Below are 15,346 nucleotides of genomic sequence, written 5' to 3' on the forward strand. Positions count from 1 at the left end.
AAGCAACGCGTAATAGGTCGGTCAGCCGATCTCCAGGCCCGCGTAGTTCTCCGCCAGCTCCGCCGCCGCGTGCCGGGAGGCAGCGATGCGGTCGAGCTGGCTGATCTGCAGCCGGGCGTCGAAGTCGCTGTGCGCGGGGTCGGTGTGCAGGGTCGTGGTCATGAACCAGGAGAAGTGCTCCGCCCGCCACACCCGGCGCAGGCAGGTGGCGGAGTACGCCTCCAGGAGTTCCTCCGACCCGGTCGCCCTCAGGTGGGCGAACGCCCTTGCCAGGACGACCACATCGGCGGCGGCCAGGTTGAGCCCCTTGGCGCCGGTGGGCGGCACGATGTGCGCGGCGTCCCCGGCGAGCAGCACCCGGCCCCAGCGCATCGGCTCGGTGACGAAACTGCGCATCGGCAGCACTGCCCTGGCCGTGATGGGCCCCCGCTCCAGCTTCCAGTCGCCGTCGATCGCGAAGCGGGCGTCCAGCTCGTCCCAGATCCGCTCGTCGGGCCAGTCGTCCGTGTCGGTGCCGTTCGGCACCTGCAGATACAGCCGGCTGACCTCGGGCGAGCGCATGCTGTGCAGGGCGAAGCCGCGCGGCGAGTGCGCGTAGATCAACTCGTCGCAGGACGGCGGGACGTCGGCGAGGATGCCGAACCAGGAGTACGGGTAGACCCGCTCGTACGTCCGGATCGCGCCCCGCGGGACCGCGCGGCGGGTCACACCGTGGAAGCCGTCGCAGCCCACGACGTAGTCGCAGGTCAGGGTCTTGTCGCGGTCCTCGTGGGTGTAGTGGATCACCGGACGGTCCGTGTCGGCCCCCTCGACCGCACGCACCTGGGCGCCGAACACCAGCGGGGCGCCGTCCTCGATCTGCAGCGCGATGAGGTCCTTGACCACCTCGGTCTGCGCGTACACCCACACACGGCGGCCGCCGGTGAGCGCGGGGAAGTCCAGTCGGTGCGTGCGCCGGTTCCAGCGCAGTTCGATGCCGTCGTGGACCATGGCCTCGCGATCCAGCCGGCCGGCCGCACCGGAGGACCGCAGCACGTCGACCGTGGACTGTTCGAGGATGCCGGCCCGCTGACGGTGCTCGACGTAGGCGCGTTCCCGGCTCTCCAGTACCACGCAGTCGACGCCGGAGCGGTGCAGGAGCCGGGCCAGCAGCAGGCCGGCGGGGCCGCCGCCGACGATGCCGACGGTGGTGTGGGGCTGCATGGGTGGGCTACTCCCCCTCTTCAGGTACTGCTACCGGTGTTTCTTCCCGTACTCGTTCCCGTACGTGTTCCCGTGCTTCTTCCGGTACTTCGGGCTCTTCTGGTTCTTCTGGTTCTTCCTCTTCGAGGACGCGGTTCGCGATGGCGAACGCCGTGTTCGCGGCGGGCACGCCGCAGTAGACCGCCGACTGGAGCAGGACCTCCTGGATCTCCTCCCGGGTCAGTCCGTTGCGCCGGGCGGCCCGGACGTGCAGCGCCAGTTCCTCGTGGTGGCCGTGCGCCACGAGCGCGGTGAGCGTGACGCAGCTGCGGGTCCTGAGGTCGAGCCCGGGACGGGTCCAGATCTCGCCCCACGCGTAGCGGGTGATGAAGTCCTGGAACGGCGCCGTGAAGGCCGTGGTCCGCGCGACCGCCCGGTCCACGTGGGCGTCACCGAGCACCGCGCGCCGGACGGCCGTGCCCGCGGCGTGCCGGGAGCCGTCGTCGGCGGCGGGGCCGGGTGTCAAGTGCCCGAGCAGCGCGGCCAGTACGGGTGCCGGCCGCTCGACGTTGGCCAGGTGCGCGGCGTGCCCGACCTCGGTGAGGCTCGCGCCGCGGATGCCGTCCGCGAGTGCCCGGGCGTCGGCCACCGGTACGACGGGGTCCTCCCGGCCCGCGACGACGAGCGTCGGTGTGCTGATCGCGGCCAGTCCGGCCCGCGCGTCGTGCGTGGCGAGCACGTCGCACAGCCGCGCGTACGCCTCCGGGTCGGCGGCCCGCAGATCGTCCACGAGCGCCTCGGCCGCGGGGCCCGGTACGGAGCCGGACGTGAACCAGCGTGCCGCCGTGGTGTCGGCGACCGGCCCGGTGCCCTTCGCCCGTACCAGCGCGGCCCGGTCCCGCCAGCGCCCGGGCGTCCCGACACGGGCCGCGGCGCACAGGACCGCCAGCGAGGTCACCCGCCGCGGGTGGTGGACCGCCAGCCAGGTCCCGACCGCGCCGCCCAGCGAGATGCCCGCGTACGCGAAGCGCTCGACGCCGAGCGCGTCGGCGAGTTCGAGCACCAGCCGTCCCAGGTCCGCCGTCGTCGGGTCCGATGGCAGCAGCCCGGCCGGCGTGCCGCCGTGTCCCGGCAGGTCCCAGCGGATCACCCGGTGGTCGCGGGCGAGCGCGGGCACCTGGGCGTCCCACACCGCCAGCGACGTCCCCAGGCTCGGCCCCAGCAGCAACGCGGGCCGCCCGGCCGCCCCGTCCACCCGGTGATGCAGCAGCCGCGGCTCCGCGCCGCCGGCCGATGTGCTGCCGCTCATGCGTCCTCCTCTGTGCGGGCTTCGTGCGGGCTCTGCGCGGGCGTACGGGTGGGCTCCGGCGGCCGGAGGGTCACGAAGCGGTGCCCGGCGGGTCGGGGCGGCGCAGGGCCCGGTCGACGAGAGCGGCCGCGGAGCCGGTGTAGCGGGTCGGGTCGGTGAGGTCGCGCAGGCGCTCCTTGGGGAGGAGGGCCGCGAGGCCGGGGTCCTCGGCGAGGACGTCGTCGAGGTCGATGCCCTCCTCGACGGCCCGGAGCGAGGCCCGGGAGAGCGCGGCCTTCGCCTCGCCGCGGCCGATCAGGGCGGCGAGGGCGGCGGCCAGGCGCTCGCTGACGACCAGGCCGCCGGTCGCGTCGAGGTTGTCGCGCATGCGGTGCGGGTGGACGCGCAGTCCCTCGGCGAGTTCCGCCGCTCCCCGCGCCGCGCCGCCGGCCAGGCGCAGGGCCTCGCGCAGCGGCTGCCACTCGGCGTGCCAGGCGCCGGCCGGCCGTTCGTCCTCGGCGGCCAGGGAGCCGTACAGGACGGAGGCGAGCGCCGGCACCTGGCGGGCCGCGGCGGCGATCAGGGCGGCGCGCACGGGGTTGGCCTTGTGGGGCATGGCGGAGGAGTCCCCGCCGGCGCCTTCGGTGACCTCCCCGATCTCGGTGCGGCTCAGCACCAGGACGTCAGCCGCGATCTTTCCGAGCGCGCCCGCCGTGAGGGCGAGCGCTCCGCCGAGGTCCGCGACCGGCGTGCGCAGGGTGTGCCAGGGCAGCATGGGTTCGGCGAGCCCGGTCTCGGCGGCGTACGCGGCCGTCAGCCGCTCCCCCAGGTCGGGCACCCCCTCGGCGCCGCCACCCCCGCCCGCTGCGTCCGCCTCGGCGAAGGCGTGGAACGCCGCGAGCGTGCCCGCGGCGCCTCCCAGTTGTGCGGGCAGCGTGCGGCGAACGGCCGTCAGTCGGTCGTGGGCGTCCAGGACGAGGGCGCGCCAGCCGGCCGCCTTGAGCCCGAAGGTGGTGGGGACGGCGTGCTGGGTGAGCGTGCGCCCGGCCATGGGCGTGGTCCGGTGCTCGCGGGCGAGCGCTCCGAGCGCGCGGGCGGCGCGGGCGAGGTCGTCGAGCACGGGCTCCAGCGCGCGGAAGGCCACCAGCATGGCGGCGGTGTCGACGATGTCCTGGCTGGTGGCGCCGCGGTGCACATAGGGAGCGGCGGCCTCGTCCCGCTCCCCCACGGCAGCCGTCAGGTCGGCGGCCAGCGGGATGACGGGGTTGCCGCCGGAGCGGGCGCGCAGTGCGAGGTCGCGCGCGTCGTACCTGCCGGTCTCGGCCGCGGCGGCGGTGACCGCGGCCGCCGCCGAAGCGGGCGCGAGGCCGAGCGTGGCCTGCGCGCGGGTCAGCGCGGCCTCGGCGTCGAGCATGCCGCGGACGAACGCCGCGTCGCCGGTCGCCTCCTCCACGGGCGTGCCGGCCCGGCCCGGGGAGAGCAGGCCGGTGTCCGCGAAGGGTTCAGTCGAAGGCAAGGAAGACCGTCTCCTCGTGCGCTCCGTCGTACTGCAGTCGGACGTCGAAGCGGTGGACGCCCTCACCGTCCGGAGTGGCGACCAGCGTGGCACGCCGCCCGGGTTCCAGCGAGCCGAGCAGCGCGTCGTCTGCCGCGTCGTCCAGATAGACGCGGGTGTGCAGATGGTGCAGCAGGCCGCGGGCGAAGACGATCACCGACAGGTACGGGACGCCGCCGGGCGGCAGCGTACGGAAGGCGTAGTGCCCGTCGGCGTCGGTGGGCACGCGGCCGAAGCCGGTGAAGACCAGTCCGTCGCGGCCGAGGACCGCGCCGTTCACCGGGTCGCGGCGCAGTGATCCGGGTGCGCCCTGCCGGGAACCGTCGGGGGCCGGCTGCCAGATCTCGATCAGCGCGTCGGGCACGGGCCGCCCGGCGCCGTCGTACACGTACCCGTGCACGGTGATCGTGCCGGGATGCCCGGCTGGCGCCAGCTCGCCGCCCTTGGCGAAGGGCAGCGCGTAGCCGTAGAAGGGGCCGACGGTCTGGGAGGGGGTGGGAGCCAGGGGTGAGCTCATCGGCCCTCCTCGGTCCAGGTGGCGGCAGGGCCGTCCAGGACGATGTCCCAGCGGTAGCCGAGCGACCGTTCCGGGGTGGACAGCCCGTGGTCGTAGGCCGCGACCAGCCGCTGCCGTGCCGAGTCGTCGGTCACCGACTGCAGGATCGGGTCCCGGGCGAAGAGCGGGTCGCCGGGGAAGTACATCTGCGTGACCAGGCGCTGGGTGAACGCGGTACCGAAGAGCGAGAAGTGGATGTGCGCCGGGCGCCAGGCGTTGACGTGGTTGCGCCAGGGGTAGGCGCCGGGCTTGATCGTGACGAACTCGTACGATCCGTCGTCGCCGGTCAGGGTGCGCCCGACCCCTGTGAAGCCGGGGTCGAGCGGGGCGGGGTGGTCGTCGCGCTGGTGGGCGTAGCGGCCCGAGGCGTTGGCCTGCCAGATCTCGACGAGCTGGCCGCGTACGGGCCGGCCCCGCCGGTCCAGCACGCGCCCGGTGACCCGGATCCGCTCGCCGAGCGGCTCGCCCTGGTGCTGCCGGGTGAGGTCGTGGTCGAGGGCGGTGATGTCGGTGACGCCGAAGACCGGCCCGGACAGCTCGACGGCCTCGGGGTCGCCGCCCGCCGGACCGGCGGCGACCAGCGGGCGCTTGGGGTGCCGCAGCGCGCTGCTGCGGTAGGGGGCGTAGCCACGCCTGGGGTGGTGCTCGGCGGCCGCGCCGTCCGCGAGGCGCTTGGCGTACGCCGCGTGCGCCTCCGCGATCTCGCGGGAGATCTCGTCCTGCGTGAGCGGGGTGGCCATGCGGGGGCTCCTACCTCTCCAGGACCAGGGCCAGGCCCTGCCCGACGCCGATGCACAGGGCCGCCAGGCCGGTGCCGGAGCCCCGGGCGGCGAGCTGGTGGGCGACGGCGCCGGCGATGCGGGCGCCGGACGCGCCGAGCGGGTGGCCGACCGCGATGGCGCCGCCGCGCGGGTTGACGAGCGCCGGGTCGAGTTCCGGCCAGCCGGCCAGGCAGCCCAGCACCTGGGCGGCGAAGGCCTCGTTGAGCTCGACGGTGCTGAGGTCGCCGAAGCCCTTGCCGGACTTGGCCAGCGCTTTGCGCACGGCCTCCACGGGCGCCAGGCCGAAGTAGTCGGGCTCGATGCCGGTGACCGCGGAGGAGCGGATGCGGGCGAGCGGCTCGCGGCCGGTGGCCCGCAGGCCCTCCTCGTCGACGATCAGCAGGGCGGCCGCGCCGTCGTTGAGCGGCGAGGAGTTGCCCGCGGTGACCGTGCCGCCGTCCTTGCGGAAGGCGGGCTTCAGGCGGGCGAGCGCCTCCATGGAGGTGTTGTCGCGGATGGTCTCGTCACGGGCGAGGTCCACGCCGTCGAGCGGCACGACCTCGGCCTCGTACAGGCCGTCCTTCCACGCCCGGGCGGCCTTCTCGTGGCTGGCGACGGACCAGGCGTCCTGCTGCTCGCGGGTGATGCCGTGCCGGTCGGCGATCAGCTCGGCGCTCTCGCCCAGCGGGATCGTCCACTGCGGGTTCATCCGCGGATTGACCATGCGCCAGCCGAGGGTGGTGGAGTACATCTCCTGGTGCCCGGCGGGGAAGGCCCGTTCGGGCTTGGGCAGCACCCACGGGGCGCGGCTCATGGACTCCACGCCGCCGGCTATGGCGACGGAGACGTCGCCGACGGCGACCGCGCGGGCGGCCTGGATGACGGCTTCGAGGCCGGAGCCGCAGAGCCGGTTGACGGTGGTGCCGGGGACGGTGACGGGCAGTCCGGCCAGCAGGACGGCCATGCGCGCGACGTCGCGGTTGTCCTCGCCGGCGCCGTTGGCGTCGCCGAAGAACACGTCGTCGACGCGGGCCGGGTCCAGGTCGGGGGTGCGGGCCATGAGCGAGCCGACGACGTGCGCGGCGAGGTCGTCCGGACGCACGCCCGACAGGGCGCCGCCGTACTTGCCGACCGGGGTGCGGACGGCGTCGACGATGTAGACCTCGCGCAGCTGCTGGCTCATGACTGGGCTCCTTGGCCGGTGGCGGCGACGGCGGCGTTGCCGGCGCCTCGGGTGGTGCGGACCGGGGCGGCGGTCTTCTCCAGGATCTCCTCCACGGCGACGCCGGGGGCCGTCTCGACGAGGACGAGTCCGTCGTCGGTGACGTCGAGGACGCCGAGGTCGGTGATGATCCGGTCGACGCACGCCTTGCCGGTGAGCGGCAGGGCGCACTCCTGGAGGATCTTGGGGCTGCCGTCCTTGGCCGTGTGGGTCATGGTGACGATCACGCGCCGGGCGCCGTGCACCAGGTCCATCGCACCGCCGATGCCGGTGACCAGCTTGCCGGGGATGGCCCAGTTGGCCAGGTCGCCGCGGGCGGAGACCTGCATGGCGCCCAGCACGGCGGTGTCGATGTGGCCGCCGCGGATCATGCCGAAGGACAGCGCGGAGTCGAAGAACGAGGCGCCGGGCAGGACGGTGACGGTCTCCTTGCCGGCGTTGATCAGATCGGGGTCGACCTCGTCCTCGAACGGGAAGGGGCCGGTGCCCAGGATGCCGTTCTCCGACTCCAGGACGACCTCGACACCGGCGGGCAGGTGGTTGGGGATCAGCGTCGGCAGGCCGATGCCGAGGTTGACGTACTCGCCGTCGCGCAGTTCCAGCGCCGCGCGGGCGGCCATCTCGTCGCGTGTCCAGGCCATCAGGCCGACGCCTCCCTCGCGGTGACCGTGCGGAACTCGATCTTCTTGTCGGCGGCCTGCTCGGCGGTGAGGGCCACCACCCGCTGGACGAAGATGCCCGGCAGGTGCACCTGGTCGGGGTCGAGTTCACCGGGCTCGACCAGTTCCTCCACCTCGGCGATCGTGATCCGGCCGGCCATGGCCGCCAGCGGGTTGAAGTTGCGGGAGGACTTGGCGAAGACCAGGTTGCCGTGCCGGTCGCCCCTGGCGGCCCTGACCAGGGCGAAGTCGGTGGTGATGCCGCGCTCCAGGACGTACTCGACGCCGTCGAACTCGCGGACCTCCTTGGGCGGGGAGGCCAGCACCACCCCGCCGTCGCCGTCGTAGCGCCAGGGCAGTCCGCCGTCGGCGACCTGCGTGCCGACCCCGGCGGGCGTGTAGAAGGCGGGGATGCCGCAGCCTCCGGCGCGCAGCCGCTCGGCGAGGGTGCCCTGCGGGATGAGTTCGAGCTCCAGCTCGCCGGCCAGGTACTGGCGGGCGAACTCCTTGTTGGCGCCGATGTAGCTGCCGGTGACCCGGGCGATGCGCCCGGCGGCGAGCAGGACGGCGAGGCCGGACTCCAGGGCGCCGCAGTTGTTGGAGACCACGGCGAGGCCGCCGGTCCCGGCATCGTGGACGGCCTGGATGAGCGTGTCGGGCACACCGCTCAGCCCGAAACCGCCGACGGCCAGCGACGCCCCGTCATGGACGTCCGCCACGGCCTCGGCGGCCGAGGCGACCACCTTGTCCATCCTGTGCCACCTCTTGTTCGTCCAGTGAACTTAAGTTCACAATCTTCCGTGGCCGAGTCTGATCCTCGGTGCCCGCTCTGTCAACGTTTCGGGGCGGTACGGTTTCGACGACATATCTCCATGCTGGAGCGCCGATGACATCCCCCGCACTCGTGACCGCTCCCCCGCCGCAGGAGGCCGTGGGCCCCCTCATCCGGGGGCTCGCCGTGCTGCGCGGGCTCGCGGCGGCCGACGGACGGCGCTCGGTGGGCGACCTGGTACGCGACACCGGGCTCGCCCGCTCCACCGTGGACCGGGTGGTCAGCACGCTCACCCGCACCGGTTACCTGCGCCTGGAGGGCCGGGACGCGGTCCTCGCGCCCCGGCTGATGGAACTGGGCAACGCCTACCTGGCCGCCAGCCGGCTGCCCGAGGTCCTGGGACCGCTCGCCGACGCGCTGGCGGACGGCCTGGACGAGTCGGTGTCCATCGCGGTGCCCGACGGGGACGGGGTGCGCTTCGTCCACCAGGTCACCCGGCGCCGCGCCATGTCGCTGACCTTCCGGCTGGGGGATCTGCTGCCCGCCGAACGGGGCGCCCCCGGTGCGCTGTTCGCCTCCGGGTGGGGCGAGGCGGAGTGGGACGGCTGGCGGCTGCGCCGGGCGTCCGACCCGCACGGCGCGGGCTTCCCCGCGCTGCCCGACGGGCACGGCGAGGGCGCCGACTCCTTCGAGGAACGCGTCCGGGCCGCCCGCGAGCACGGCTGGTCGGCGGACGACCAGCTCATCGAGCCCGGTCTGATCGCCGTCGCGGTACCGGTGCGCGACCCGGCCGGCGCCGCGGTGTGCGCGGTGAGCGTGGTCAGCCACACCAGCCGGCACAGCGCCGCGTCGCTGCGGGAAGCGGTGCTGCCCCGGCTGCGCGAGACCGTCGCCGCGATGGAACGCTCCCTCGCGGCCCCCGCCGGCCGGCCCGCCGCCGTGCCGGCCGGCCCCACCCCGGCGGCATGGACGCGGGCCTCCAAGCAGGAACTCGGACCGGAGTTCGTGGAGTCCCTGGCGCGCGGGCTCACCGTGCTCACCGCCTTCGGCGAGGGCCGCGCCGCACTGTCCCTGACCGCCGTCGCCGAGGCGACCGGCCTGGCCAGGGCCACCGCGCGCCGCTCCCTGATCACCCTGGAGCACCTGGGCTACGTCGCCTCCGAGGACCGGCTCTTCCGGCTCACCCCGCACGTGCTGGAGCTCGGCTGCGCCCACCTGTCCCGGCTGACCCTGTCCCAGATCGCCGGGCCGCACCTGGTCGGCCTCGTGGAGCGCGTGCACGACTCCGCCTCCATGGCCGTGCTGTCGGGCGCGGACATCCAGTACGTGGCCAGGGTCCCCACCGTCCGCATCATGAGCGTCAACATCACCGTCGGCACCCGCTTCCCCGCCTACGCCACCGCCATGGGCCGGGTCCTGCTCGCGGGCCTGCCCGCCCACGAGCGCGCCGGGCTCCTCGCGCACACCGATCGTGCCGCGCTCACCCCGCACACCGTCACGGACGCGCGGGCCCTGAACGACGTCCTCGACGTGGTCGCCGCCGACGGCCACGCGCTGGTGAGCGAGGAACTGGAGGAGGGCCTGCGGTCCATCGCGGTCCCCGTCCGGGACGGCACCGGTCGCGTCGTCGCCGCCGTCAACGTCTCGATGCACGCCAGCCGCCGCACCGTCGAGCAGTCCCGCGCCGACCTCCTCCCCCCGCTCCGGGCGGCCGCCTCCCGCATCGAGGAGGATCTGCGCGTGGTGGGCCGCTACGCCCGCGTCGCCGTCTCGTGACCGGCCGCCTCACGACGGGGGCGAGGGTGCGCCGTCCCCGTGGGACGGATCCACGTTCCACTCGCCGGGCAGGGCGCTCCCGCAGAAGACGCACACGAAGTCGTCCTCGCGCACGATGCCGCGCTCCCCGCAGCCGGTGCAGCGGCGGAAGACCACCGCGTGCGTGAAACCTGACGGGCGGCCGAGACCCGCGCGGTCCAGGGCGCGGGCGACGGAGGACCACGAGGGGGTGTCGGGGCAGTAGCCGGTCGAGAGGTTGCTCACCTCGGCGGCCGCCCATGTCCCGGAGGTCTCGCGCAAGGCGATCTCCCCGGCGCCCAGGACCTCCCCGCCGTCCGCGCACGCGACGTGCTCGCTGCGGCGCGGCGCCAGGCGCAGCACACCGGCGACGTCGACGACGTAGGTGAAGGGCTCGGCCAGGTCCGCCGCCGTCTGTTCCTCGGCCCAGGCGGCGAGGTCGGCCGCGTCGCGGATCGGCCGCCCGGTGCCCCCGGGCCGGACGGCGGCCCGCAGGTCCGCCGGTCCCACGTAGCGGTAGCGCCGCACCCCCTGGTCCACGGCGTCACCTTGACATCCTCTCCGTCCTGAAGGAAGGAGATTCCCGCCTGCCGGCCGGTGGACACCGGCTGGGGCCTCGGGTGGGTCCCTGTTTCTTCGCGCTGCGCCGGTACGAGTACCGGTCCTACCCGCGCTCCGCAGGCCGATACGGCCGGTCCGGCCGCCTTCGCGACGACGACCGTCGTACGCCGGTACATCGAGAGCCAGAAGCGGCCTGCCTGACCGTCACGCCGGAGCCGTAGCGGCATCCGCCGCCTCGCGGCTCCGGGCCAAGGACGGCCTTCACCCCCGCCCCAAAGGACGGAGCACTGGTCAGGATCAGAGGTGGAAGATCCCTCGCACCGGGGGAACCACGCCGGCCGGGCGTGCGTGATCACAGGACGTGATCCCGAAGAACGTGGCAGCGCCGGCACTCGTGCACCTCACCGCGGTGTGGTTCGTGGGCTGTGCGCTCACCGCGATCGGGTTCGAGGCGGTGCTGTTCGGGTTGTTCAGCGGTGGCGCCGCGGCGGGGGTGGCCGCCGCCGCCTGCTGGGCGCCGTTCGCGGTGGCGCTGCTCGCGGCGCCGGGGTTCGCGGCGCGCCGGCTGAGCCCGGTGACGGGCCGGCGCGGCGGGGTGTGGGCATGGGCGGTCGGGGTGTTCGGTGCGGGCACGGCCGGAGTGCTGATCGCCGTGGCGGTGCGTCTGCATGTCGACGGGCTGCGGAACGGCTTCGTGCTCTGCGTCTCCGGAGGGGTCTGCTACGCCCTCGCCGCCGCGCTTCTCCTGCCCGGCGCCCGGACCCGGATCGCCGCCGTCACGGCGGCCGCGGTGTTCGCGGCCGCCGGGGCCTGGACCGCGTGGGATGCCGGGCGGCTGCCCACCCTCGACGCGTGGATCCGCGCGAACGGTGTGGACCGCGGCCTGCTGCGCGTGGGCGACCCGCCGCCGGGCTACACGCTGCGGGTCCTCGGCGCGGGCGAGGACGGCTTCGGCGCCGACTACGAACGCCCGGGAACGACGGCCATGCACCTGGCCGTCGAACGCGCCGGCCACGACACCCGGCGCGTGGACGCGCGCGGCTGCCCGGTCCCTTTCGGCGGGACGATCCGCTGCACCGACGACGGCGGGGGCCGACGGCTCGTCACGTACGAGGGCGCCTACGAACGACAGGAACTGCGGCTGCGGCGCGGCGGCCTGGTCTGCACCGTGACCCTGTACGGCCCCGGCCCCCGACCCGGGTCCGGACTCCCGGCCGCCCGCCGCGTGCTGTCGACCCTCCGGCCCGCGACCGACGCCGAACTCGCTCCGCTGGTACGGCTGCCCCTGCGCGGATGACGCGGCCCGTCACGCCGGGCGCAGGTCGACCGGCTCGCCCCAGGCGCCGGAGAAGAAGCTCTCCTCCAGGGGCCGCCGGTGGCGCGGGGCGGTCTCGCGGGCCCGCAGGGAGTCGTCCAGGCGTTCCGGGTCGGCGACCGCGCCGACGGCGATGACGGCGAGCGGACGGAATCCGTCGGGGATGCCGAAGGCGGTGGCGAGGCGGCCGGCGTCGAAGCCGCTCATCTGGTGGGCGTGGAGGCCCTCCGCGTGCGCCTGGGTGGTGAGTTGGGCGGCGGCCAGCCCCGTGTCGTAGGCGGCCGTGGGGACCGGTGCGCCGTCCGCCCCGGACTCGGCGGCGACGGCGACGATCAGGACGGACGCGTCGCCGGCCCACCGCTGGTTGAAGCCGACGAGGGCACCGTGCACCGCCTTGAAGGTGGCGTCGCCGCGCCGGCCGACGAGGAACCGCCAGGGCTGGACGTTGAACGCGGACGCCGCCCAGCGGGCGGCCTCCAGCAGGGAGGCGAGCTGTCCGCCGCCGAGTGTGTGCGCGGGGTCGAAGGACCGGGGGCTCCAGCGCTCGGCGAGCAGCGGGTGCACGGGGACCGAGGTGAGGGCGCGGTGCGGCATGTGTGGACTCCTGTCGGCAGAGAGCCGGCCGGGGCATCGTGGTGCCCCATCCGCTCAGCGGGCCGGACCCGCACCGGAATTCCCGCTTCCGCTGCTTTCCAGGGCCCGCGGCGGTGATTTCACACGGCCGCAACAGTGCCGGGCCCGGGCCGGGCTCAGAGCACCCCGATCCGGTGCAGCACCCGGCTCTGGGCCGGGGACGGCCACAGCGGCCAGGACAGGTAGCAGACGCCGCCGGTGCCGCTGCGGACCTGGCCGTCGGCGGCGTAGCGCTTCGTCCTCAGCCAGTTGGTCTCGAACTGCTCCCGCCGGTAGACCCGGCGCACCGCCTCGTCGTCCCGGCTCGCGGGGTCGTTGACGACCACATCGCCCTCAGGGGTGAATCCGATGACGCACATCAGATGGCCGGAGGTGCCGTAGCCGGCCCCGTCCAGCTCGGTGGCGAGGAAGGACTGGGACGTCATCACCGGGATGCCGGCCCGGATCAGCCGCTCCACGTCGTGCAGGCCGTGCAGACGCGTCACGGTCGCGACGAGATCCCGGTAGGTGGCGGTGTAGGCGGTGTTGAAGGGCCAGTTGCCGCAGCCCTCGTACTGGTAGTCGTAGGTGAAGCGGGCGGCGTGGTCGACCTGCGGGTCCTCGTAGGAGGGGTCGACCCAGGCGAGGTCGTCCTCGTCCGGTCCCCGGCCCCAGTACTCGATGACCATCTGCGAGGAGGTGGGGCTGCACCAGGCCTCGCCGCCGTTGTCGTACTCGGGGTACTGGCCCTTGTGGATCTCCTGGGAGTAGCGCGGCACGGGCAGTTCGATGCCGCGGGCGACACCGGGCCCGGAGGGGGGCACGGTGAAGCGGTCGGGGATGTCGGAGGCCATCGCGCCGACCCGCCAGACGGTGGGGGTGGCGTCGCTGCCGGGGCGGCGCAGGAGGGTGAGGCGCAGGCGGTACCAGGCCAGGCGCACGCCGGAGGCGGGGTCGTCGATCGCGAGGGTGTCGGTCGAGACGCTGCTCTTGGCGTCGGTCTGGCCGTCCACCGAGGTGCGCCGGATGTCGGCGTCGCCGGACGCCCAGCGGCCCATGACGTACCAGGGGGTCATGCTGCCGTCGGTGTAGGTGGCGCACAGCTCGACCTGGATCCAGGTGTCCGCGGGGGTCCGGGCGTTCCAGGAGGCGACGATCTCGGTCGCGGGACTGCGCGGGGTGTGGACCGGTGACGTCCACGTGGCGGTCTCCCACGTCTCGGTGATCCCGGTGTGCGGGTCGGCGTACTCCAGGACGCCCGAGGGCCTGCCGATGGCGATCCCGGGGCGGGGACCGGGCTCGACGCAGGTGCCGCTGCCGTCACCGCTGTGCCAGTCGGACCAGCGGGTCCATGCGTGGTGGTCCACGGAGGCCTCGTCGTGATCGCCGTACGGGTGCCGGCCGGGTCGGCCGCCGGACGGGCCGGGCTCGCAGGGGCGGCGGTCCCCGCCGGTCGCTGCGAGGGCCCGCGGAGTGGCCGCGGCGGTCGCGGCCACGAGGGCGCCGACCAGCATCGTACGGCGTGGGGCGGGTCGTGTCATGAACGGTCCCCCTGTCATGAGCACGGACGCCGGTTTCTCAACTGTCGTCCCGCGCGCGCCTCTCGACCATCACTTCCCGGCACATTGGAGCACGGTCCGTGGTGGATACCATGGAATGCAGCCAAGGGACACGCCAAAAAAGTGTCAAGGATATCCGCACCGTTTCGCGCGCATTACTCATATTGACTTACCGGAAAAAACGCGAACGGAGTGTCATCCACGCACCCCGCATGGCGGATGAGAATCTTGCGCTTCTGGCCATGTCGACGCCGTCCGGAGGAAGCCTGATGACACTCGGTGCCGTCAGAAGCAAGCGCACACTGGCCGGTCTGGCCGTCCTGTTCACCGGGGCGGCGGGCTGGCAGGCGCCGGCCGGAGAGGCGGCCGTGGCACCCACCGCCCAATGCGCCACGTCCGTGCCGTTCCGCTCCGGCACCGGCGGCTACCACACCTTCCGTATCCCGGCCGTGCTGCGGATCGGCAAGAGCACCGTGCTGGCGTTCGCCGAGGGCCGCCGTACGTCGGCGGACGACGAGGGGGACATCGACGTGGTGCTGCGCCGCTCCCTGGACGGCGGCTGCACCTGGCAGGCCATGCGCGTCGTCGCCCGCGGCGCCGGTGAGACGTTCGGCAACCCCACCCCGGTGGCCGACCCGAAGACCGGCCGCATCGTGCTGCTGATCTGCCGCACCGTCGGCAATCTGACGAAGGCTCAACTCGGCGGCAGCTCCAAGGCGGTCTACGACGCCCGGCAGGTCTGGGAACTGCACAGCGACTCCGGCGGGGCCAAGTGGTCCGCGCCCCGGCAGATCACCAGCAGCGTCAAACCCGACAACTGGCGCTGGTACGCCACCGGGCCCGGCCACGCCATCGCGCTGCGCAACGGCCCGCACGCAGGACGCCTGCTCGTGCCGGCCAACCACACCGCCGTCGTCGACGGCGAGGTGGTGCACGGCGCCCACTCCCTCTACAGCGACGACCACGGCAAGACCTGGCACATCGGGTTCGTCGAGGAGGTCCCGGGCGGCTGGATCAATCTCAACGAGACCACCATGGCCGAGCTGCCGGACGGCCGGATCTACATCAACAGCCGTGACGACGGCGGCTTCTCCAACGCCTCGCGCGCCAACGCCTACAGCACCGACGGCGGAGAGAGCGTGGAGGGCAGCTTCGAGCCCCAGGAGGCCATCGAGGGGCCGGAGGTGCAGGGCAGCGTCCTGCAGCTGCCGGGCGGGCTGCTGCTGTACTCCGGACCGTCCGATCCGGGGGCGCGCGCCGCCATGGAGGTCCGGGCCAGCGCCGACGGCGGCATCTACTGGGAACCGGCCCTGCTGACGAGTAGTCACCCGGCCGCGTACTCCGACCTGGTGGACTTGGGGGGTGGCACGGTGGGGCTGCTCTACGAGACGGGAACCACTTCTCCGTACGAGACCCTGACCTTCACCCGGTTCACCACGTGACCGGACCGGCGGGCGCACACATTCGGGTGGCGCCGCACGTCGTCGGACGGGGTCACCAACGAATTTCG

The 15,346-nt window shown here is 74.1% G+C and carries 14 protein-coding genes; 3 read left to right on the forward strand and 11 right to left on the reverse strand.

What is annotated here, in order from left to right; genetic code table 11:
* Positions 1-21: 21 nt before the first annotated feature.
* From ACIP98_RS06750 to ACIP98_RS06785, 8 genes are all read right to left on the reverse strand, one after another.
* Positions 22-1,203 (reverse strand): 4-hydroxybenzoate 3-monooxygenase, encoded by a 1,182-nt coding sequence (locus tag ACIP98_RS06750; RefSeq protein ID WP_401974090.1) that lies wholly within the window; start codon positions 1,201-1,203, stop codon positions 22-24.
* A 7-nt stretch (positions 1,204-1,210) separates the two neighbouring features.
* Entirely contained in the window at positions 1,211-2,491 is a 1,281-nt protein-coding gene (pcaC, locus tag ACIP98_RS06755; RefSeq protein WP_401974092.1) for a 4-carboxymuconolactone decarboxylase, read from the reverse strand.
* Positions 2,492-2,561: 70 nt separating this feature from the next.
* On the reverse strand, positions 2,562-3,986 hold the full coding sequence (pcaB, locus tag ACIP98_RS06760; RefSeq protein WP_319658238.1) for a 3-carboxy-cis,cis-muconate cycloisomerase: 1,425 nt from the start codon (positions 3,984-3,986) through the stop codon (positions 2,562-2,564).
* Positions 3,973-4,542, reverse strand: coding sequence for a protocatechuate 3,4-dioxygenase subunit alpha (gene pcaG, locus ACIP98_RS06765; protein ID WP_401974095.1), 570 nt, complete (start codon positions 4,540-4,542; stop codon positions 3,973-3,975). Before pcaG ends, pcaB begins: the two co-directional genes overlap by 14 nt.
* Entirely contained in the window at positions 4,539-5,321 is a 783-nt protein-coding gene (pcaH, locus tag ACIP98_RS06770) for a protocatechuate 3,4-dioxygenase subunit beta (protein WP_319658236.1), read from the reverse strand. Before pcaH ends, pcaG begins: the two co-directional genes overlap by 4 nt.
* Positions 5,322-5,331: 10 nt before the next feature.
* On the reverse strand, positions 5,332-6,525 hold the full coding sequence (locus tag ACIP98_RS06775; protein ID WP_319658235.1) for a thiolase family protein: 1,194 nt from the start codon (positions 6,523-6,525) through the stop codon (positions 5,332-5,334).
* The gene (locus ACIP98_RS06780) at positions 6,522-7,205 is read right to left on the reverse strand and encodes a CoA transferase subunit B (protein ID WP_401974097.1); all 684 of its coding nucleotides are present in this window, start codon (positions 7,203-7,205) and stop codon (positions 6,522-6,524) included. The genes ACIP98_RS06775 and ACIP98_RS06780 overlap by 4 nt, the downstream gene beginning before the upstream one ends.
* Positions 7,205-7,975: a CoA transferase subunit A gene (locus tag ACIP98_RS06785; protein WP_401974099.1), complete on the reverse strand. Its 771-nt coding sequence runs from the start codon at positions 7,973-7,975 to the stop codon at positions 7,205-7,207. Before ACIP98_RS06785 ends, ACIP98_RS06780 begins: the two co-directional genes overlap by 1 nt.
* A gap of 134 nt (positions 7,976-8,109) precedes the next feature.
* Here ACIP98_RS06785 and ACIP98_RS06790 point away from each other — a divergent pair, with 134 nt between their 5' ends.
* Positions 8,110-9,771, forward strand: a complete 1,662-nt coding sequence (locus tag ACIP98_RS06790) for an IclR family transcriptional regulator C-terminal domain-containing protein (RefSeq protein WP_401974101.1) — start codon at positions 8,110-8,112, stop codon at positions 9,769-9,771.
* A 9-nt stretch (positions 9,772-9,780) separates the two neighbouring features.
* On the opposite strand, the gene ACIP98_RS06795 is transcribed toward ACIP98_RS06790, so the two are convergent.
* Entirely contained in the window at positions 9,781-10,329 is a 549-nt protein-coding gene (locus tag ACIP98_RS06795; RefSeq protein WP_319658231.1) for a hypothetical protein, read from the reverse strand.
* A 397-nt stretch (positions 10,330-10,726) separates the two neighbouring features.
* Between ACIP98_RS06795 and ACIP98_RS06800 the strand changes: the two genes are divergently transcribed.
* A complete protein-coding gene (locus ACIP98_RS06800; RefSeq protein WP_401974103.1) occupies positions 10,727-11,647 on the forward strand; it encodes a hypothetical protein in 921 nt (306 codons plus the stop codon).
* Between the two features lie 9 nt (positions 11,648-11,656).
* Here the strand turns inward: ACIP98_RS06800 and ACIP98_RS06805 are convergent, their stop codons facing one another.
* Positions 11,657-12,259, reverse strand: a complete 603-nt coding sequence (locus ACIP98_RS06805; protein ID WP_401974105.1) for a nitroreductase family protein — start codon at positions 12,257-12,259, stop codon at positions 11,657-11,659.
* A 155-nt stretch (positions 12,260-12,414) separates the two neighbouring features.
* Positions 12,415-13,818, reverse strand: a complete 1,404-nt coding sequence (locus ACIP98_RS06810; protein ID WP_401974107.1) for a peptidase C39 family protein — start codon at positions 13,816-13,818, stop codon at positions 12,415-12,417.
* Between the two features lie 287 nt (positions 13,819-14,105).
* On the opposite strand from ACIP98_RS06810, the gene ACIP98_RS06815 reads away from it, so the two are divergent.
* Entirely contained in the window at positions 14,106-15,278 is a 1,173-nt protein-coding gene (locus ACIP98_RS06815) for a sialidase family protein (protein ID WP_319658227.1), read from the forward strand.
* Positions 15,279-15,346: the final 68 nt, after the last annotated feature.

The sequence above is a fragment of the Streptomyces sp. NPDC088354 genome (assembly GCF_044753585.1).
GTDB lineage: Bacteria > Actinomycetota > Actinomycetes > Streptomycetales > Streptomycetaceae > Actinacidiphila.